Source organism: Methanobacteriaceae archaeon, assembly GCA_029219465.1.
Taxonomy (GTDB): Archaea; Methanobacteriota; Methanobacteria; order Methanobacteriales; family Methanobacteriaceae; genus Methanocatella.
In genome coordinates this window covers 1-19,985 of sequence record JAQXTL010000019.1, presented here as the reverse complement: position 1 = coordinate 19,985, position 19,985 = coordinate 1, and the positions used below count along the sequence as shown (strand labels likewise).

Below are 19,985 nucleotides of genomic sequence, written 5' to 3'. Positions count from 1 at the left end.
GAAAATATGATTTCATATGAAGAATTTGAGGATATAGTGGTCAATATACTTAAAAGAGATATTTCTTCAAATATTGATCAAAGAAATGCTGTTATTGCACCATGTGATAAATCATTATTTATTGTTGCAGGACCAGGGTCTGGAAAAACAACAGTAATGGTACTTAAATTGCTAAAATATATTTTTGTAGATGATATTGAACCAAATAGAATTTTAGCAACAACATTTACAAGAAAAGCGGCTGATGAATTGTATTCCAGGATTTTAGGTTGGGGAGATACCATAAAAAATCATATTCTGGATACAACAGATGATTTTAATACCATCACAAAAATTATAAAAATTGATTTTAATCAGATTAAAATTGGTACAACTGACAGTATTGCAGAAGAATTACTCAGAGAGTATAAAAAACCTGGTGAAAATCAGTCCGTTGTTATTGAAGGTTTTGTAGCAACATCTGCAATGATTAAAATCCTCATTGAAGACGAAAAGTATCGAAACAAAAAGCTTGTTGAATACTTAAAAGAAGTAAGTGGCAGTGAAAAACTCACAGAACCATCTAAAATAAGTGAAGTACTGCTTGAAATTAAAAATAGAATTTATTATGATAAAGTAGACTTCAATGAATTATATAATAAAACAGAAGATGGAAGTGGGGCTCGCATTGCACTTGATTGTATTAAAGAATATGAAAACACCCTACAAACAAGAAATACTATTGATTTTACAATGCTAGAATCTGAGTTTCTCGCCAAATTAAAAAATAAAGACTTAGAAACTTTTTTAGACGAAATAAAAATTGTATTAATTGATGAATATCAAGACACTAACCTTCTCCAGGAAGAAATCTACTTTACAATTGCAAAATCTGCATTGGAAAATAATGGTAACATAACTGTTGTAGGTGATGATGATCAGTCCCTTTACAGATTTAGAGGAGCAACAGTTGACTTATTTACTAATTATCAAAAGCGTATTCATGAAAAACTAGGTATAGATGTTGAAGAAATCAATTTAAGAACAAATTACCGTTCAACAGAAAATATTATTGACCATTGTAATCAGTTTGCAGAACTTGACAAGGAATATCAAAATGCAAGAGTTGAAAACAAGCCTAAAATTATTGCACCTGATTTTGAGAACGATAAAATGCCTATTTTAGGAATGTTTAGAAATAATCCTAAAATGCTTGCAAAAGATGTAGCTAAATTAATTGACCAGCTTGTAAATAAAGGAGAAGCAAAATTAAAAGTTCTTAAGATTTTAAATGAAGAATTTTTCAAAAAGGTGAATGAACCTTTGGATATTGCAAAGTTTCAGCAAATAAATGAAGAAAATATTAAAGCAGGAAAAGAGGTTGATGAGATAAGACTTAAACTTGATGGAGAATACGGTTCAGCATCAGATATTGCAATTTTATCATTTTCCCCAAAAGAAACAACACATGGTCAACCAACATTTTTAAGTTTTTTAAGAAAAAATCTCAAGAAATTAAGAAATCCTATTGAAGTATTTAATCCAAGAGGAATTGAACTTCAAGATATACATGTTGTAAGTATTTTTTGCGGTTTAATGCTTGAGTGTATTGATCCTGCTGGAGAAGTGCAAAACTCAGATAAAACAATACCAAAAATGGCAAATGTTAATATGAATAGGTGGAGAGTGAAAGCCAGAGATTTCATTAAATTAAATCCTGAACCTCACGAACCAATTACATTATCTGATTTTGTAATGCATTGGCAGCTTAGACAACCAAAAGGACAAGACATGTGGCCTAAAAGTGCCAGTTTAATGGAACTTGCATATAAAATAACAACATGGATTGAAGAATTACAAGAAGATGTTGAAGGTATTGTATATTTAGAAGCTATTACTCAGTCAATTACTCAAACTGGATTTTTTAATGAATATCACTCAAATATTTCATTTAAAAATAAAAAACAGGAAAATGAATCAATTCTTGAAGCTATTTGGAATATTTTCATACCAATTTCTTCAGGAGGAGTTAAAATTGATGAAACACTACTTGAAACACTACCAGATAATAGAATCAACGTATTATCCATTCACCAGTCAAAAGGATTGGAGTTTCCATTGGTAATTGTAGATGTGGGATCTAAATTTAATAAAAATAATATTAAAACCCAGAATTTGAGATTCCCGAAATTAGTTAAAAATGAACTTACCCTTGAAGAGAGAATTAGAAAATATAGTGAATTAGGTCAAAGCAAACGTAGTGAAAAAGATAAATCCTTTGATGATTTAACAAGACGTTATTTTGTTGCATTTTCAAGAGCAGAGAAAGTATTGATTTTAATTGGTTTAAATTCAGCTATTGAGGGATATGTACAAAAAAATGACTACTTTAAAATTCCAAATGTTGCTCTTGGATGGAGCAGAGATGAAAACTATATTGGATTTAAAGAGATTTACTTAATTTAGGAGGTATTAGCATGAAACTACCATCAAGATCAAAATCATACATGATTCCAGAATATAGTGTAACTGGAGATTTATTATCTTATTTAACATGTAATTTACAATACAGATATCAAAATAAAGGAACACTACCTCCTTCAAAGCCAGTTCAAAGATGGTTTGGTGAATTTATTCACGGTGTAATTGAAGAAGCATATATTCAATGGAATGAAAATAACACACAATTCCCTTGGGACTGGAAAAAGGACATAAGACCAATTGAAGACTTAATTGATTTAAGACTGCAGGTTAGAGGATTATATTCCCACGATGAAGATTTATTTTTCAGTATTCACAATCAGCCAGATGAAGAATGGACTATTGATGATTTAAATGAACATGACCATAAGAAATTAGCAAGTGCAAGAGCAGAAAAAGCTATTAACATTTGGGGAAAGGATTTATTTCCGTTAATTGATTCATCAGAACATTTGATTAAAGGTATAAGAAAAATGCCTAATTATGATGAAAATCATAGCCGTTCAAACTATTATGGTATTAATGGTGTAGTTGATGTATTAACTTCTCTTAAAATCAATAAAACAGTTGAACAAAGCAATCTGGACAATTTTGATAATAAAATTCTCCAATATCTTAAAAAAGACAAAGAATTTCAAAAAAAACTTGCTGAATTTGATGATGAAGATGAATATGAAATAATTATTGATTATAAAGGAATGAAAAGACCCCCAGTTGAAGTTAATAATTCTAAAGTTGAAAATAGCTGGGAAACACATAAACAGCAGATTTTAACTTATTCATGGCTTAGATCACAACAGGAATCTTCAAAGCCAATAATTGCTGGAATTATATTTTATTTAAATGAATTAGTTCCGTCAAAAGAGGATTTAGTTTTAATTAAAGAAGAATTGAATACTGGTTTGACAGACGTTGGATATGAATATGATAAAGACATTGATTTAATTAATAACTGGCAGGAAGATGAAAAAGCACCAGAATTAAGCAATGGCTTTAAACAGAACAGATCTATTAGAATTATAAATGTTAATGAAGATGCAAGAAATGAAGCTTTATTAAAATTTGATAGTGTTGTTGCAGATATTGAAGAATCAATGATTAAAGAAATGAAAGGATCTAAAATTCAGGACGCTTGGAAAGGTGATTCAGACGAAAGAACCTGTTCTGCTTGTGATTTTAAAACATTCTGTAAAAATAACACTGTTAATACAAAAAACTTTAAAATTCCATAATACAAACGATAATATAAGGGATTATTATGACTAATTTAGATACAAACAAAAAATATTGTGAAGTAATTGAAAGTAAAATTGACCTTGATGCAAAACCTGTTGCAATTAAGTTAATTAAAAGTGAAGAGGATTTACCTGAAGGCATTGAATTAATTGATGAAAAAATTAGACACTGCGAAATGGTTAGAAAAGCATCACTTGGAGACTCTTTTTACTCTACACTTGAACAACAGTTATGTTTAGGTGGAGCAGGAGCTATTGGACTAAGAGATATGCCTGAAAAATTAGCTAACGGTGAGAAATATTTCTCTTTAGGAAGATTCCAAGATTTAGAAACTGCAAAAAAATTAACTGCAGATCTTTCAATTATCAAAGATATTCACTGGGCAATCGTTTATGCTCCTTTAGATGAAGCTGATTTTGAAGCAGATGTAATTCAAGTTATCTGTGAACCTGTTGGTGGAATGAAACTTGCTCAAAGTATTGTTTATAAAACTGGTGAGAAAATTAAACCTTCATTTGCAGGAATTCAGTCATTATGCGGAGATGCATTTTCAAATCCATACATTAATGAAGATGTTAATTTCACTTTAGGCTGTGACGGTTCTAGAAAAGCAGCAAACATTAAAGATAATGAAATGACCGTTGGTATTAGTAAAGCTAAAATCGAAGAAGTCATTTCTGGTTTAGAATCAATCTAATAATGCTAAATAATCATCGTAATGATTGATATTTAGTAACTCTTTTTCATTTTTTTCTTTTATTCCATAAAATGTATAACCATCAGCAAATATTTTTCTTAAGATAGGATTTAGGTTATCATTTTCGTTTTCTAAGTATTTCATTAAATTTAAGCGTGGAGCAATAAAAGGCATACCTAATCCTTCAGCTGTATCCAATAAGCCTGTTTTTCTTCTTCTTAAAATAGAAATTGTGTGAAATGGATCTTGTGCATCCTGACTTACTTCAATTAATTTATTGAATGTTTCACTTGACACAGTAGGTTGGTCTGCAGTTATACATAATGCAAAATCAGAATCGATATTTGATAAACCATTGTAAAGTGATACTGATAAACCTACATCAACTGGATCATTAGTGATAAATTTAACTAAACCATCATAATTATCAAAAATAGCTTCTTTTATTTCGGATGCATAGTGACCAAGTACAACAATACATTCATCTACATTTGCAGATAATGCATTATCAATAGTTGTCTCTATAACAGTTTTATCTTCAAATGGTAAAACAAGTTTATTTTTTAATTCTAAGTTACGAGAAATTAAATCTTTTCTCATTCTGGAATTCTTTCCAGCTGCAGTAATAATAGTTGAAATTGACATAAAAAAAGAAAAAATAAAGATAAGCTCCTTAAGTTGGAACATATCTTACAATTTGACAGTAAATTGCCATTCCAGTACCTTCACCTTCAGTCCACATGTTGATTTTTACTGGATAATCATGGTTATTTGTTACATAGATTCCTTGTGCAGGGTTATATCCGAATAAAACTGCATCTTCATCCCAGCACATACCAACAGGTAAATCGAAACCTTCAGCAGTAACAGCTGCTCTTAATGTTCTAGCAGGAGGACATACACCATGGGATGCACTTCCACCAGGTGCATTTGAATCACTAGCAGATTCAAAGTAAACATAGTCTTTACCGCTTGAAGTTGAGTTAGGTGGGATTACAGTTCCGTTCCATGCAAAAACAAATTGTCTTGCGTTTATTTCTCTAATTCCATCACCATATTCTGGGTGAGAACCAAGGTAAGTTGAATATGCTTCACCAGCTTCTTCAGTATAATTTCCAGAGTATAATAAAATTGGAGAACCAGTTGGATATTCAGAAGCATAATCTACAACATCCTGACCAAATATTTTTGGTACATCAGAAGCACTGATATTGTTTCTTCCATCAGAAAATCCACTCATTCCTTTTTCTAAAGTAAATGTAGCATCTACAGCTGAATCATGATTATACCATGATGCAATAGTACTTGCATTATAATAGTCATTTTTATATTCTAAGTTTTTAATTTCTTCTGCAGGTACAGATTTTATTACAGTACCATTTTCTACAACATCTACTCCAGTTTCTGTTTTAACCAACCATTTATAAGGAGCACTGTAACCCCATACATAATGATCAGGTGATTTTACAACTAACTTGTCACCTTCATAGGTTAAAAATCCAGGTCCTTTAACATTAACTACATTACCGTATGAATCAATACCCTCACCAGAGATAGTTGAAAAATCAAATGGAACCATACCAGTATTTAATGTTAATATTATCCCTTGAATATCTAATGCTTGAATTTGATGAGCTAAAAATCCAACATTAGATATAAATGGAACAGTAATTGGTTCTCTTTGACCTAAAATAGATTGATTTTCAAACATTGATTGACCAATAGGAAGTTTATATTCTTCAGCAATACCATGAGCATTATAAGAAACATTAGATGCTGCTCCCAATGCAGCAAATACTATACTTAAAATTGCCAATGATAAAATTATTGTAAGTGAAATTTTTCTCCAACTTCTACTCATTTAATACACCTTAATCTATATAACACCAATAATAATTAAAATAACATATATTCATTATGTTTAATATAATATAAAAAACTTATTAAACACCTATAATTTTTCAGAAATCAATTTAATTCTCTCTTGAATATTTATAATATTTTCTTGACCATTACCACCAATTAAAATTGCATCTTCATGTGAATACTCTGCAACCAATGCTATAATTTCATCAAGAGAATTTACTGTAATGATATTTCCCATATATCCAAGAGAATTAAGCCTATAAATCGCCATATCCAATGTATCATCTAATCCTGGGAATAAAACAATGACTTCAGGATCATATTTAACAGCAACATCTAAAATATCTAATCTGTGAGTTTCATTGTGGCGAGGAGTTCCTATAAATACAGCATAAAAATCTCTTTCAGATAAAATGGACTCTAATGCATCAGAATTATCAGTTTTTCCAACATATACAGAAGCACTGTTGATTTTATAAACATCTAATCTTCCTTCAACTGCACTAAACTGTGAAAGTGTTGATTTAATAACATCTTTAGGAATTTTAAGTTCTTTTGCAATTGCTGTTGCAAGACCTGCATTAAGCAAATTAAACTTACCAAATAGTTTCAATTCATCCTGATATTCGAAATAGTTTATGTGTTTATCACTGGATTGTTTGAAATCAGCATTGAAATCCTGATCAAATGCAGTAAATACGGTTTTTGCTTCAAAAAATCTAACTAGAGAATCTTTATAATTAGCAATGGTTTTATGAACATTCATATGGTCATTACCAATGTTAGTAAGACCAATCATGTCAAAATCAAAGCAATACTTACAAAAATCAAGAGTCATATCACATACTTCTACAAGTAAAACATCATATTCATCCTCATTAGCTTCAAGAATCAAATCATAATATCCTGAAAAGCCTCCACCACCATTACCACCGACTAAAACTTTTTTACCGGCATTTTCTAAAATCTCTTTTATCATATGAACAGTGGTTGTTTTACCGTTTGTTCCAGTAATACCAATTGTGAAAATGTCTTTATGTTTATCTACAATATCGCTTAATAATTTTGAATTTTTTAACAATTTAGTTGCAAATTCTCCTCCAAACATACTAGGACTAATTGCTACTGCATCACACTGTTCAATCGCATTAGGATTTGTAAAACCCAAATCCATATTTATTCTATCTCCAACAATTGAAACTGTTTGATTATCATCAATAACATTTAATGATAAATTTGGTAAATCTAATCCATCTAAATCTACATTAATATTCAAATCAGTAGCATAAACTTCCCAATCATGTTTTAAAAGAGAATTAACTGCCTTTTTTCCTTCTACGCCTAAACCTATTACTGCTGCTTTCATATAAAATAATTCCTTAAAATAATCGTTACTAACTAATATTTCTTTTTTGAAATTAATAAATATTTTTATATTATAATATTTTAAAATAAAAGCAAGGTGAGAAAATGTTTGAAGATGAAAGAGACGATAAGATTTACAATTTAATTATTACAAGCGGATTTGACAAAAACAAAGAATATGGTATGTTTACTGAAAAATTATATTCAAAAGCAAATTTCTTATGGAAAGAATCAATGTCTGGATCTTATGCTACTGCTGGAGAAGAGTTTTATAAAAAAGTTGATAGAATTATCTTATTAGCAGGACTTTATAATGATAATAAAGAGCTTTTTGAAGAATTATTAGCTGCTAGTGAACAATATGAAATACCAATTGTCTTAGTTAGACCATTAGGCAGTGAAGCAGTACCATTAGAATTAGAAGAAAAAGCTGCAACCATTGTCGGATGGAATGCAAATTGTATAATTGATTCAATTAAAGATGCACCAGAAACCATGTAAAAAAAATAAAAAAGAAATAATGTAATTTAAATTATTACTTTTGATATACCATTCACTTTTTCTACTTTTATTAAATTATCAGCTGCATTTTCAAGCTGAGGCTCATGAGTTACAATAATCATTTGTGGTAATGAAGATATTTCTTTTAATAAATTAATTAACTCATGTCTTCTTGAAGAATCTAAATGAATAGTAGGTTCATCGAGTAAAATAGTATCTAATTCACCATTAGACATAGCTTGAGTGATTCCAAGTCTTAAAGCTAGAGCAATAGCTATTTTTTCACCACCACTAACCATAGTCATTGATGATTCACCTTCAGGACCATAAACAGTTACATCATATTCATCATCAAGAGTTAAGTCAGAATAGTTGAAATTGAATTCATTGAAGAATTCTTTTGTGTATTTTTGGATTAATGGTCTTGAAATATTTCTTAAATCTCTTTGGATACCATTTTTACTGTATATGTTTCTAATATGGCTTAATAAGTTAATATAATCAGAAACATTATCATATTCTTGCTGGAATTTATTAATTGATTCAACTCTTGAACTTAAATCATTTACATAAGCAATTGTTTCACGTGCTTGACCTTTGATTGTATTAAGTTCATCATTGAATGTGTTGTATTTTCTTTCATATACCTCAGAGCGATAAATAATGTGTTCATATTTATCTACATCATAAGAACATGCTTGGATTTTGTTTTTAATAATATCAATTTGATTAATTGACAACCCAATATCTTCTTTTACAGAATCAAGCTGAGTTAAATATGACTGTTTGTTTTTAATAAATCCTTTAAGTTGATTGTATTCTTCATTTTTCTGTTTTAAATCAGCAATACGGCTTTGAAGTTCTGAAGCAGTAATATCACCAGTTAAATGAGGATCTAATTTAATTGCATTCTTAATATTGGTAACATGATTATCAATTTCATTTTGAACCTGTTTTAATTTGAATTGAATATCAGTTTCATTACCTAAAACTTCTAATGCACCTTTTGCTTGGATATATGTATCATAAGATTCCTGATAAGATTCTCTTTCAATTTTCTTATTAGAAATAACAAGTAATAATTCACCAAGTTTACCGCTGATGAAATCTTTGGATTCGAGTTCTGAATCAAGTTTCTTTAATTTATCAGCCATATGATTGTTTAAATGGTCAAATCTGTGTTTATACAAATCAATATTTTTTGATAACTCAGTAATTCTTTCATGTTTTACTTCAAAACTTGATTTATTTTTGCTAAGTAATTCAACAGCTTCTTCATAATCAGATATTGAATGAGAATTCTCATCAATAATATCCTGATATTGTTTTACTAAATCTGCTTTTTTAGCATCATCAATATCAGATTGACAAACAGGACATTTATTATCTGAAGCATCATTTAACTCATTTAATGATTTTTCACTAGATTTAATATTTTGTTTAAATACTACAATCTCTTCTTTTTTAGACGCAATATCTTCAGATAAAGTTTTAATTTTGCTATTAATTTCATCTAAAAAGTCATTAGTAGCTTCTTCAATAACATTGAAATCATCAACTTTAGCCAATACATCCTGGTCTAATCCATTGTATTCTAATTTCTCTTTAGCTCTAACAAAGAACTTGTTGATATCATTACGTTCAGATTCAATTTCACTAAATAAGTCTTTTTTATCCTTATCAAGCTTAGTCATTGTAGCTAGTTCTTTTTCGAAACTGAGTTTTTGATTGTTATATTTCTCAATTTCCTCTTCAAATGCTAAAAACTTACTGTAATTTTCCTTATTATCGGCAATAAGTTGTTTTTGTTCAGATATTGAATCTAATTTATCATATATTTCAGCTTCGTTTTCTTTTAAGTTTTGGATACTGAGTACTGATTTTTCAAAGTCCAAATAAACATCCAATTTAGAAACAAATTTCTCTAAACGAACAATTTGTTCTTCAGCTTCTCTGATTTTATCTAAGTTTTCATGAATTGTATGTTTATCATTTTCAAGTTTAGATAATGTTTTTTCTTCATTTTTGAGGTTATTGATTTGAGTTTCATATATTTCTTTTTCTCTTTCCATATCTCTTTTACCAGCAGATATGTCTTGGAGTAATTCTTTTACTTCACTAATATGATTCTCAAGTTCAAGACCTCTTTTTCTTAATGAAGATAATTCAGCACGTTTTTGATCTAATTCTTCAGCTAATTTATCTGAATTGTAAAGTTTACCTTTAAGTTCAGCTAACTGATTTTCATAATCATTAATAAATGGCAATAAGTTTTTCCATGACTTTTCTAATGAATCAATTCCAAGTAACTTAGCAATTAACTGTTTTTTCTCAGCAGGAGTTTTATCAACAAGCTCTGCAATTTCTCCTTGTCTGATGTAAATTGCATTTAAGAACAAATCAGAATCAATATCCAAGATTTGTTGGATTTCACTTGCTACTTCTTTATCTCCTGTACAGATATGGACAAAGTCCCCATCAGTTGAAGTTCTTTTATAAATTGAAGATTTTAAATTTGATTTTTTCTCACGAATTATTTTGTATTGTTTTCCATTAGAAATAAATTCTAATTCAATAGTCATAGTCTGTGCATTGTTTCTAACTAAATCATCAATCTTTTTAGCAGTGTGTTGTTTAAATAAAGCAAAGCTAATTCCTTCTAAAATTGTTGATTTTCCTGCACCGTTTTCACCAACAATTACACTAATTCCCTTCTTAAAGCGAATGATAGTGTCTTCATGAGATTTAAAATTTCTTAATCTTAATTTTGTGAAAATCATTTTAAAACCTCGTTAAATGTTACTTGAATATCCCCAGATTCTTTTTTAGGAACTTCAATTTCTTCTACTTCTTCAACATTACAATATTTAGGATTTTTAGAATAATGGTCGTTGAAAAACTGATGAACTAATTCCTTAGACTCACCATTTTTATCCTTGGATAAAAAGTCATATAATTCTAAAGCAAATTGCTCAACATTTTTATCGTTGTATTTTTCTAATTGTTCAACAATTAATTCTTTAGGACCAACAGAACCAGGGAAAGGTGGATCACCAGTTCTATTTTCATCAATAATTTCAAATTTAGGTCTAATCATTAAAGCTAAATCACCTAATTCATTATTGATAATTTCATAAATGTCTTTGGTATTTCCATCAACATTTTTAATTGTTAAATCCAAGATAGGTTTTTTATCGAAGTCTTTGATGATTTCTTTAATACCCGCAACATTGCTTTCTAATTTATTATAATCAATTGTCCTTATAATAAATTCACGACCTGCATCAATACTGAGTCTTTTAATAACTGGTTTTGGACCATCAAAATCAACAATCACACAGCCTTTACCATTATTTTTATAATCTTCAAGCTCATCAGTCTTCCAAATTTCAGTAGAACCAGGATAAACTAATCTTCCATTACCAAAACTATCATTGACATATTTGTGAACGTGACCTAGTGCATAATAGCTGAAATTATCTGGCACATCACCAAGTTCCAATTCATATTGATATCCAAAGTACTTATCAATACCTTGATGCAATACTAAGACTGATTTTTCGTAATTAGCTGCTTTTTTAGATAATTCTGCTAATTTTGATTTCAATAATTTACTTTGTGATGCTGGATAAAAAGGCAATCCTGCAATAAATAAATCTCCGTGAACATAAAACGGATTAATAGGACTAATAACTTTTAGACCTAATTTTTTAAATATTACTTGAGGAGGAATTGCTCCTTTACGCATTACTGAATCATGATTTCCTGCAATTGCATACATAGTAATTCCTGCACCTTTTAATTTGAGTAAACCTTTTTGGAAGGCTAAAAGTGCATTGGGAGATGGTTTTGCGGTTTCAAATAGATCTCCACTATGTATTACAAAATCTACTTTTTCTTCAATTATTTTATCTATAACCTTTTCAAACACTTCATAGAAGTCCTTTTCACGCTCAATTAATCCAAATTGGCGATAACCTAAATGAGTGTCTGCTAAATGTGCAAATTTCATTATATTACCTTTTAAAAATTTTGTATATAATCAATTTAAACACTTTATAAAGTATTTAAGTAAATATTACATTTATGATTTTCAATATTTAATAGTTTTTAAACTACGTATTAAAAAGAAATTAAAATTAAAATAAACTCGAAAAATTAATTATGAGATATTAAATTAGTAGTCATATCCCATATCTAAAGTTTCTTGTTGTGCATTTTCTATCTCTTCTTTTTCTTTTTGGATAGAATTTTTAAAGTGAGATATTATGTCCATATCATCACCATGACGGCGACCTTTAAATCTATCAATTTTAACAAGAGTTGGTACTTTACTCATTAATCCGAGAACAATAGCCTCACCAACATTTAGGGATGGTAATTGGTCAACTAAATCTTTTGATAGACTTTCACTTGCTGATTGGACATGTCTTTGGTCTTCCGGTTCAACAAGTCTTAAAATTATCATGTTGTTCATTTGAGATAATGCATCATGATCAACAGTTTTAGGAGACTGGCTTACTAAACATAATCCTAAACCAAATTTACGACCTTCTCTTGCAACTCTTTGAATCCATTTTTTAGAGTCAGTTTCACGTTTTTTAGGAGCGAGAATATGTGCTTCTTCCAAAATGAAAAATACAGAGTTTTCAATTAAGTTTTCACCTTTACTTGCTGCATCTTTACTTCTTTGAAGTGCATTTCTAAGAATGTGACTTACTAAAACACTAGCTACAGATTCATCAACTTGGCTTAAATCTAAAACGTTTGCATGACCTTTTTTAATACTAGATAAAATATTTCCAATGTTTTTATCAAATATGTTAGAATATTTAATCATTGCATCGTCAATTTTATTCATAACATCTACGATTTGTTTATCAGAGCCTTCTTCTAGAGATTTATTTTCTAAAATATCATACATTACTTGTAAAAAGTTGTTTGTTTGTGCAACACCATTTTTAAGAGATTCTTTAGCTTCATGGAATGCTCTTCTAAAGTGTCTTTCTTGGATATAGCTGTTTGCTCCGATATTTACTAATTTTTTAATTTCATGAAAACTCATGTAGTGAGGATTAATTTTAGGCCTGATTACATTAACTTCACCATTAGGGAAAACCGCATCCTTATATTCTCCATGCATATCAAAAACAAATATTGGAAGATTATATCTTAAAAACTGATCAATCAATACAGAAACAGTATTTGATTTACCTGCACCAGTCATAGCAAGAATAGCTAAATGTCTTGATAAAATTGGATTTGCTTCAACATTAACCTCGACATCACTTTGATTTACAAGACAACCTAATTTAATAGGGTTTTTTACTTTGAATATTTCATCCAATACTTCATTGTCTGCCAATTTGATTTCAGTTCCGGGAAGCACAGGTGTTCTAGGTAATTTTAAATTGTCATTTACATCTCCAAGAATCTTAACTTTTCCTTTGATGTAATTTTCTTCAGCACCAATTCTTGAAATCTTTTGAATTGCTTTAAAATCGTTAATATCAACGTTTAATGAGTCATTTCCCATTATTAAGTTTTCAATCATTCCTAAAACTTTTTTCCCATTATATTCCATTGTAACATATTCACCGACATTAGGCATTTTATCTGATATGAATGTTACATGTGTAAGTGAAGTTTCACCAATACAAATTCCTATTACCATGACATCACTTCCCTGTTTGTTGTTTCATAAATCTTAGCTATTTTTAATAATTCCTTAATATTCTTATCTGTAATTACAACATCATTATGTGCCTTATTAAGCAAATAAGGATAACCCTGAACTGATAAGTCGTTAATCTTTTTAATTAATTCAAATACTTCTTCTTTTGATGCTTTATACGGAAGTTCAACCTTCAAAACATTTTTATTGTCCTGTAGACGTATGTAAAATACTGTAAATGTAATGCTTTTAAAAAAGTCATTGAAATACGGAAATGCAGCATTTTCATGAACTTGCCTGTGTTTTATTAAAGACATACCCTGTTTTTTTGTAAATTTGTCTAAAAAAGCAATATCTGGAATATTCCAACCGAATAACTCATTATCAGATGATGTTTTTGAAATTGCAATTATTCTTTTTCTGTATTGTAAAATTTCCTTTAAGAGAATTAATTTCTCAACATTTGCAAGATGGAGATTATATTCCTCGAATTTATTTGAATTTTCGTGTTTTGGAAATTCAACAAGATTTAATGTATCCCTGATTTCAGGAAATACCAATCCATATTTTCTTATTGATAGTCTTCTTTCAAATTCACTGAGCAATATATCATCTAAGTTATTTTTAAGTTTTGCAGGTAATTTAGCACCTCTTGGAAATGCATTTTGCAAATCCCCTAGAATAGATCCATCTATCATGTAATAATCAACATCATAATCTTTAATAGCTCTAAGTGCACATTTTAATTCATAAATAGACATATAATTGCTTAATAATTCATCTAAAAAAGAAATATGTGAAATATCGAATATATCTGAATCATCTATTTTTTTAATTTTACCATCATAAATTATAGATTCTGCTCCAACTGCACAAAAATTAGTAGTTAAAAATTTCTTTTTATTAAAACTTCCATCCCCTGCAGCAATTGAATAATCACAATTACTCTCTAGAATCTCTCTATCAAACCATTTGTATTCTAATTGGGATTCAACATCGGTTTTTGAATCAATATCATGAATAAATCCTCTTTTAGCGATGGCTTTCTCATATAATGAATTTAACATAATATCACTATAAAATAATTATGCTAATAATAAATAAAAAAAGTATAGTAAGAGCAGTTGAAAACTACTCCATTGAAGCTTTTTTAATAGCTCCTGTTAATTCTTGAATTTTGGATTTTACATCATCAACTTCTTCTACAACAGTACCAGTTACGATGATGTCTCCACCTGCTTTTGCAGCCATGTAAGCTGCTTTAGCATCACGGATTCCTCCACCAACAACAAGGATGTTATTTGGAGCAGCTTTTTTAGAATATCCAACCATTTCTGGTGGTACTGGTTCTTCTGCACCAGAACCTGCTTCAAGATAGAAGAATTTAATTCCGAATAATTCTGCAGACATTGCATAAACTGCAGGTATTTTAGGTTTGCTTCTTGGTACTAAATTTGCATCTCCAACCCAACCAACGGTTCCACCTGGAGCTACAACCATATAATGCATTGATAAAATTTCCATTCCAGATGATTTAACAGCAGGTGCAGCTAATGCCTGAGCACCATTGATCCAATATGGGTTTCTTGCGTTAACATAACTCATATAAAAAATAGCATCTGCATATTTACTTACACTACTAGTATTTCCTGGGAAAATAATAATTGGAACTGCAATGTTTTCAGATAATATTTTACAGGTATTATCTACATCATCACCATTAACAGTTGATCCACCAATCATAATACCATCAGTTCCACCTTCAATAGCCTGAGTAGCTATTTCTAATGCTTCTTCAGGTGTTTGTTCATCAGGGTCAATTAAAGTAAAATGTATTTTTCTACTTTTTAATATATCTCTAATATAATTTTCAACATCTTTCATATGAATACCTAAAATAAGATTTATTAAAAATGATATATTAAATTAATTGTTTAGAAATAAAAATTAGTTAAAAATAAGTTTTTTTAAAAAATAATAAAAGATAAGAGAATATGTCTATCCTCTTGGTTCTTTAGCTTTGTATCTTAAACCTTTGTAACCACATTTTCTACAAGTAGTAGCACCAGCAGGGTTACGAGCGTTACATTTTAAGCAGATTTTGATATTGAACATTCTATTTTCTGCTTCTTCAAATCTTGCCATTAAAAACTCCTCCTTATAATCGTGAAAATTAATAATAATAAACCGTTATGGTTAATCATAACTATTAATTAATTGTTTAAACTTAATAGTATTTAAATGTTTAGTTATTTTAACCTAAAATAAGGAAAATATGCCATTTATTAAAATTATTTAGAAAAGAGATTAAATAAAAAATCCCTAATCCAAATCATCTTCCTCATTTTGAGAATTGTCTAAAAATTCATTTTGAACACGGACAACTTCAGCACTTGTGTCAACTTCACTATATGCTTCAAGCAAATCATGATTGAGTTCTAAAAATGTGTGTCCCCATTTAAAACCATCCATCATTTCACGTGCTTCGTCCTTAAAACGAGTAATATATAGTGTAGCTGCAATAGCTTCAACAGTTGATAAAATGCACGGTTTTCCATAATTTACAGGATTGGTTGCAATTAAGAAAGGAAGGGATCTATGATATTTGGATAAATCAAAAAATTTTTTAGATTTGGATACCTCATTCCAGGAACAATCCAAACCTACAATCCCTCTTCTTTGAACATACCTATAATCTTCATATGATACAGCTTTCTCAGCATATGGATTTAAAACAATAGCCCCACCAGGAATTTTATTTATATCATAAACTAACCTGCACTTACCCATTTTATCCATTTTGATGGAAGTACATTTCTTCCTGTCACATTCATCTGCATGAAAAACTGTAATTCTCATAATTATTGAGCTCCTTCAAGAACAGATGTATTTCCAGCTTTATATTGACGAACAAGATCCATTTGTTGATTGAATTCATCTTGGGAAAGTCCAAATTCCTCATAAACATGAGGTACGTTTTTACTTTCTTTTAATGTAATACTGTTAAGTAAAGGTTCAACATAGTCTTTATAAGCTTCACTGTACATTTTACCAGTAGCATTGAGTTTAGAATTACCGTCAATAATCATGTAGATTAAATAACCTTGTTTTTGACCTTGAGACTCACAAACAATAATATTCATTGGTTTATCTGTATTTGTTGTATTGTTTGTTGGAACTGCCTGTGTGAAATAGATATTCCAGTCATTTCCGTTAAATGTTCTTACATCAGGATTTGTAATTCCTTGAAGTTCATAGATTTCCATTAATGCTGTAGAATTATCTACAGTAGATATATTATATGTAATGCTATTTTGTTTATCTTCATAGGAATGCATGAATTTTTCCTTATCATTTACGAGTTTAACATTACCGGTAAATTTACCAGTCATGAAATCCATTTCAAATGGAGTAGTTTCCATATTCTTATTTCCATTAGATCCTAAAGATCCTGTGAATAATAAAACACCAATAATTGCAATAACTGCAACAATTGCTGCAAGAATAATTATTTTGTTTTTATCTTCCATAATAAAACTCCTTAAATTCGGATTAATTGAATATAAGTAAAAAGTCTTTAATATAAGTTTAGTTAGATATCTATATACTATTAAACAAAATTAGGTATATATTATGAATAAAAAAATGCAATATCAATTATTACTTATTGTTTTGGTAGCAATAGTAATATTTAATTTAGCAATTATTTTTAGTTCCATGATATCTGCAGATAACACATATAATGTTACAACCGTTGGTCATAATGATAACGGTACTGTTTATAAAATTGAAGCTGGAAATTTATCATCTGATAAAACAATTGGTATTATTATAGGAGTTCATCCAAGAGAGCATCAAATCCACGAGGCTATTAATGAAACTATCTATAATATAACAGCTGGAAATGGAGATCACAATCTTACAAAGAAATATGTGGTTTATTATGTTAAAACAAAAGATAATTTAACTTCCAGGGATGATACACGACCTGCTGGAGAACAATTAGCTAATCAGCTTATTGTTCCAAATATTGCTAAAGACAAACCGTTTTTAGTAGTTGATGTTCATGAAATAAACCCTGATTATGAATATTCAAATTTTGTATTCAGTTTATCTGATAGAACCCCTAAAATTAACTCATATATTAAAAATATTACAAATGCAGTTAATTTAGTTGATTATGACTTTGATATGGGAACAAGTCCCGAAAAAGTTACAAAACCAATTGCTGATATGGGAATTAATACATTACTCATAGAGATTGCAACTACAAGTTCCCTACCTGAAAAACAACAAACTGCTGAGAATTTAATTAGATGTTTAGATAGTTTAGAACCTTAAGTGATTATAATGAAAAAATTACGTGGAATATTAATTGGAAGAATGCAACCTGTCCATAATGGACATATTCAGGTTATTGAAAGCATTCTAGATGAAGTAGATGAAATTATAATTGGTATAGGTAGTGCACAGCTAAGCCATAGTCTAAAAGATCCATTTACAGCAGGAGAACGTGTTGTTATGATGAATCAGGCACTAGCAGATATTGGTGTTGATTCATCCAGATATTACATTATACCAATGCAGGACATTAATTTTAATGCACTTTGGGTTTCTCATGTAAAAATGTTAACCCCTCCGTTTTCAGTTGTCTATTCTGGAAACCCATTGGTTAAACAGTTATTTGCCGAAGAAGGTTATGAGGTTAAACAGCCTCCACTTTATGACAGATTAAATTTATCTGGAACTGAAGTAAGAAATAGAATTATTGAAGATAAAAATTGGCAGGAATTAGTTCCTGATGCAACAGTAAAACTTATTAATGAAATTAATGGAGATAAAAGATTAAAAAATCTCTCAATTAAAGAAATTAGTGAAATTTAAATGGAGATGAAAAAATGGTTGTAAGAGTTATTGAATCTGGTGAAAAAATAGTAACAACTGCAGATTTAATTGAAGAATTAAAACAAAATTCAAAAGTCGATTACTGTGGAGCTATGTTTACTTTTGAAGGATTTGTCCGTGGAAAAGAAGAAAATATGAACTTGAAAAAGTTAGTATTAAGCACTCCTGATAAAGAAAAAACAAAAGCTGAAATCGAAAAAATTGTTGAAAACGCTAAAATTAAATACAATGTTCCTGAAATTTCAGTTGTACACTACATTGGAGAATTCAACACAGGAGATTTATTGTTTTTAGTTGCAGTTTTAGGTTATCATAGAGATGAAAGTTATGATGCACTTAAAGAAGTAATTGAAAGTGTTAAATTTGACGTTGAATTCAAAAAAGAAGAAATTTCAGAAGAAGGAACTAAAATTATTCTTGCAGGAGGATAATTTTGTCCACCCTATTTTTTATTTTAAGATTATTAGTATTGTTTATAATTATCTATGCTCTTTTAAAAAGTCTAAAAACACTTTTAAAAATAGGAGTGACTGTTTTTATAATTCTACTATTATTAAAATTCATCGGATTTTAAATCCACTACTTATTTTTTAAACCACCATCCATCATTAAAACAAAATATTTAAGATATAAACTAGAAATGCATATCTATGAATATCGAGTTAGAATCCATTGGAACAATCCATACAGAATTTAAAGAAATTGAAGGAATGCCCATTCAACCTACAGGAGCAAAAGGCGTTAAAGGAACAATTGTTATTAAAGACAAATACGTTGATGGATTAAAAGATTTAGATGGTTTTTCACACATCCATTTAATCTATTTGCTTCATAAAGTTGAAAGATACAAACTTGAAGTAAAACCGTTTATGGATACTAAAACTCATGGTGTTTTTGCAACAAGATCCCCTAAAAGACCAAACCGTATTGGTATGAGTGTTGTTAAAGTAAATAAAGTTGAAGGAAATACTGTATTTATTGAAAATGTTGATATTCTTGATGAAACACCATTATTAGACATTAAACCTTACGTTCCTCAATTATATGAAGATACAATTGATGAGTTAAAAATCGGCTGGTTTGAGACTAATCATCAAAAAGCAAAATCTCAAAAGTCTGATGACAGATTTAAATAAATTTTTTTTAAAAAAAGGCTTTGTAGAAATCCTTATTTTTCTTGAATTTGTGTTGTTCTGTAAATGTTGTAAATTGTGTTTTTGAGTTTTGTTTCTTTATTGGATAGTTGTAGACTTCTGCTTCTATTGGTTCCATTGAATATTC

At 29.2% G+C, this 19,985-nt stretch carries 19 protein-coding genes; 8 read left to right on the top strand and 11 right to left on the bottom strand.

The window, feature by feature from the left end; translation table 11 throughout:
- The first annotated feature begins 6 nt into the window (after window positions 1–6).
- From PUD86_08270 to PUD86_08260, 3 genes are read left to right on the top strand one after another with little or no spacing between them, the layout of a single operon-like run.
- Entirely contained in the window at window positions 7–2,445 is a 2,439-nt protein-coding gene (locus tag PUD86_08270; protein ID MDD6777274.1) for a DEAD/DEAH box helicase, read from the top strand.
- Window positions 2,446–2,456: 11 nt separating this feature from the next.
- Window positions 2,457–3,692: a PD-(D/E)XK nuclease family protein gene (locus PUD86_08265; protein MDD6777273.1), complete on the top strand. Its 1,236-nt coding sequence runs from the start codon at window positions 2,457–2,459 to the stop codon at window positions 3,690–3,692.
- Between the two features lie 26 nt (window positions 3,693–3,718).
- Complete coding sequence (locus PUD86_08260; protein MDD6777272.1) at window positions 3,719–4,393, top strand: DUF169 domain-containing protein; 675 nt, start codon at window positions 3,719–3,721, stop codon at window positions 4,391–4,393.
- Here PUD86_08260 and PUD86_08255 read toward each other — a convergent pair.
- The 3 genes from PUD86_08255 to PUD86_08245 all read right to left on the bottom strand — a co-directional run bounded on the left by PUD86_08255 (window position 4,385) and on the right by PUD86_08245 (window position 7,625).
- The gene (locus PUD86_08255) at window positions 4,385–5,038 is read right to left on the bottom strand and encodes an NTP transferase domain-containing protein (protein ID MDD6777271.1); all 654 of its coding nucleotides are present in this window, start codon (window positions 5,036–5,038) and stop codon (window positions 4,385–4,387) included. The genes PUD86_08260 and PUD86_08255 overlap by 9 nt on opposite strands.
- Before the next feature lie 28 nt (window positions 5,039–5,066).
- On the bottom strand, window positions 5,067–6,254 hold the full coding sequence (locus PUD86_08250) for a hypothetical protein (protein ID MDD6777270.1): 1,188 nt from the start codon (window positions 6,252–6,254) through the stop codon (window positions 5,067–5,069).
- Between the two features lie 90 nt (window positions 6,255–6,344).
- On the bottom strand, window positions 6,345–7,625 hold the full coding sequence (locus PUD86_08245; GenBank protein ID MDD6777269.1) for a Mur ligase family protein: 1,281 nt from the start codon (window positions 7,623–7,625) through the stop codon (window positions 6,345–6,347).
- A gap of 104 nt (window positions 7,626–7,729) precedes the next feature.
- On the opposite strand from PUD86_08245, the gene PUD86_08240 reads away from it, so the two are divergent.
- Window positions 7,730–8,125 (top strand): nuclease, encoded by a 396-nt coding sequence (locus PUD86_08240; GenBank protein ID MDD6777268.1) that lies wholly within the window; start codon window positions 7,730–7,732, stop codon window positions 8,123–8,125.
- Window positions 8,126–8,151: 26 nt separating this feature from the next.
- On the opposite strand, the gene PUD86_08235 is transcribed toward PUD86_08240, so the two are convergent.
- The 8 genes from PUD86_08235 to PUD86_08200 form a co-directional block, all read right to left on the bottom strand.
- A complete protein-coding gene (locus PUD86_08235; GenBank protein ID MDD6777267.1) occupies window positions 8,152–10,905 on the bottom strand; it encodes an SMC family ATPase in 2,754 nt (917 codons plus the stop codon).
- Window positions 10,902–12,137 (bottom strand): exonuclease SbcCD subunit D, encoded by a 1,236-nt coding sequence (locus tag PUD86_08230; GenBank protein ID MDD6777266.1) that lies wholly within the window; start codon window positions 12,135–12,137, stop codon window positions 10,902–10,904. Before PUD86_08230 ends, PUD86_08235 begins: the two co-directional genes overlap by 4 nt.
- Window positions 12,138–12,302: 165 nt before the next feature.
- Window positions 12,303–13,799 carry an ATP-binding protein gene (locus PUD86_08225; GenBank protein ID MDD6777265.1) on the bottom strand — a complete coding sequence of 499 codons (1,497 nt, stop codon included), beginning with the start codon at window positions 13,797–13,799 and terminating at the stop codon, window positions 12,303–12,305.
- Window positions 13,793–14,866 (bottom strand): DNA double-strand break repair nuclease NurA, encoded by a 1,074-nt coding sequence (locus tag PUD86_08220; protein MDD6777264.1) that lies wholly within the window; start codon window positions 14,864–14,866, stop codon window positions 13,793–13,795. Before PUD86_08220 ends, PUD86_08225 begins: the two co-directional genes overlap by 7 nt.
- A gap of 64 nt (window positions 14,867–14,930) precedes the next feature.
- Window positions 14,931–15,683 carry a geranylgeranylglyceryl/heptaprenylglyceryl phosphate synthase gene (locus tag PUD86_08215; GenBank protein MDD6777263.1) on the bottom strand — a complete coding sequence of 251 codons (753 nt, stop codon included), beginning with the start codon at window positions 15,681–15,683 and terminating at the stop codon, window positions 14,931–14,933.
- Between the two features lie 114 nt (window positions 15,684–15,797).
- Entirely contained in the window at window positions 15,798–15,944 is a 147-nt protein-coding gene (locus PUD86_08210; GenBank protein MDD6777262.1) for a 50S ribosomal protein L40e, read from the bottom strand.
- Between the two features lie 177 nt (window positions 15,945–16,121).
- Complete coding sequence (locus PUD86_08205; protein ID MDD6777261.1) at window positions 16,122–16,658, bottom strand: DUF367 family protein; 537 nt, start codon at window positions 16,656–16,658, stop codon at window positions 16,122–16,124.
- A gap of 2 nt (window positions 16,659–16,660) precedes the next feature.
- A complete protein-coding gene (locus PUD86_08200) occupies window positions 16,661–17,329 on the bottom strand; it encodes a hypothetical protein (GenBank protein ID MDD6777260.1) in 669 nt (222 codons plus the stop codon).
- A gap of 103 nt (window positions 17,330–17,432) precedes the next feature.
- On the opposite strand from PUD86_08200, the gene PUD86_08195 reads away from it, so the two are divergent.
- The 4 genes from PUD86_08195 to tsaA all read left to right on the top strand — a co-directional run bounded on the left by PUD86_08195 (window position 17,433) and on the right by tsaA (window position 19,840).
- Window positions 17,433–18,140 carry a hypothetical protein gene (locus tag PUD86_08195; GenBank protein ID MDD6777259.1) on the top strand — a complete coding sequence of 236 codons (708 nt, stop codon included), beginning with the start codon at window positions 17,433–17,435 and terminating at the stop codon, window positions 18,138–18,140.
- Between the two features lie 9 nt (window positions 18,141–18,149).
- A complete protein-coding gene (locus PUD86_08190; protein ID MDD6777258.1) occupies window positions 18,150–18,683 on the top strand; it encodes a nicotinamide-nucleotide adenylyltransferase in 534 nt (177 codons plus the stop codon).
- A gap of 14 nt (window positions 18,684–18,697) precedes the next feature.
- A complete protein-coding gene (locus PUD86_08185; GenBank protein ID MDD6777257.1) occupies window positions 18,698–19,135 on the top strand; it encodes a molybdenum cofactor biosynthesis protein MoaE in 438 nt (145 codons plus the stop codon).
- A gap of 219 nt (window positions 19,136–19,354) precedes the next feature.
- A complete protein-coding gene (tsaA, locus tag PUD86_08180; protein ID MDD6777256.1) occupies window positions 19,355–19,840 on the top strand; it encodes a tRNA (N6-threonylcarbamoyladenosine(37)-N6)-methyltransferase TrmO in 486 nt (161 codons plus the stop codon).
- Window positions 19,841–19,985 lie beyond the last annotated feature (145 nt).

What these genes read in the sequence shown, in the direction of transcription:
- PUD86_08245 (MDD6777269.1), bottom strand. Translation starts at nt 7,625, where the DNA reads ATGAAAGCAGCAGTAATAGGTTTAGGCGTAGAAGGAAAAAAGGCAGTT.
- PUD86_08185 (MDD6777257.1), top strand. Translation starts at nt 18,698, where the DNA reads ATGGTTGTAAGAGTTATTGAATCTGGTGAAAAAATAGTAACAACTGCA.
- PUD86_08195 (MDD6777259.1), top strand. Translation starts at nt 17,433, where the DNA reads ATGAATAAAAAAATGCAATATCAATTATTACTTATTGTTTTGGTAGCA.
- PUD86_08220 (MDD6777264.1), bottom strand. Translation starts at nt 14,866, where the DNA reads ATGTTAAATTCATTATATGAGAAAGCCATCGCTAAAAGAGGATTTATT.
- PUD86_08235 (MDD6777267.1), bottom strand. Translation starts at nt 10,905, where the DNA reads ATGATTTTCACAAAATTAAGATTAAGAAATTTTAAATCTCATGAAGAC.
- PUD86_08250 (MDD6777270.1), bottom strand. Translation starts at nt 6,254, where the DNA reads ATGAGTAGAAGTTGGAGAAAAATTTCACTTACAATAATTTTATCATTG.
- PUD86_08200 (MDD6777260.1), bottom strand. Translation starts at nt 17,329, where the DNA reads ATGGAAGATAAAAACAAAATAATTATTCTTGCAGCAATTGTTGCAGTT.
- PUD86_08225 (MDD6777265.1), bottom strand. Translation starts at nt 13,799, where the DNA reads ATGGTAATAGGAATTTGTATTGGTGAAACTTCACTTACACATGTAACA.
- PUD86_08210 (MDD6777262.1), bottom strand. Translation starts at nt 15,944, where the DNA reads ATGGCAAGATTTGAAGAAGCAGAAAATAGAATGTTCAATATCAAAATC.
- tsaA (MDD6777256.1), top strand. Translation starts at nt 19,355, where the DNA reads ATGAATATCGAGTTAGAATCCATTGGAACAATCCATACAGAATTTAAA.
- PUD86_08205 (MDD6777261.1), bottom strand. Translation starts at nt 16,658, where the DNA reads ATGAGAATTACAGTTTTTCATGCAGATGAATGTGACAGGAAGAAATGT.
- PUD86_08255 (MDD6777271.1), bottom strand. Translation starts at nt 5,038, where the DNA reads ATGTCAATTTCAACTATTATTACTGCAGCTGGAAAGAATTCCAGAATG.
- PUD86_08265 (MDD6777273.1), top strand. Translation starts at nt 2,457, where the DNA reads ATGAAACTACCATCAAGATCAAAATCATACATGATTCCAGAATATAGT.
- PUD86_08270 (MDD6777274.1), top strand. Translation starts at nt 7, where the DNA reads ATGATTTCATATGAAGAATTTGAGGATATAGTGGTCAATATACTTAAA.
- PUD86_08260 (MDD6777272.1), top strand. Translation starts at nt 3,719, where the DNA reads ATGACTAATTTAGATACAAACAAAAAATATTGTGAAGTAATTGAAAGT.
- PUD86_08230 (MDD6777266.1), bottom strand. Translation starts at nt 12,137, where the DNA reads ATGAAATTTGCACATTTAGCAGACACTCATTTAGGTTATCGCCAATTT.
- PUD86_08215 (MDD6777263.1), bottom strand. Translation starts at nt 15,683, where the DNA reads ATGAAAGATGTTGAAAATTATATTAGAGATATATTAAAAAGTAGAAAA.
- PUD86_08190 (MDD6777258.1), top strand. Translation starts at nt 18,150, where the DNA reads ATGAAAAAATTACGTGGAATATTAATTGGAAGAATGCAACCTGTCCAT.
- PUD86_08240 (MDD6777268.1), top strand. Translation starts at nt 7,730, where the DNA reads ATGTTTGAAGATGAAAGAGACGATAAGATTTACAATTTAATTATTACA.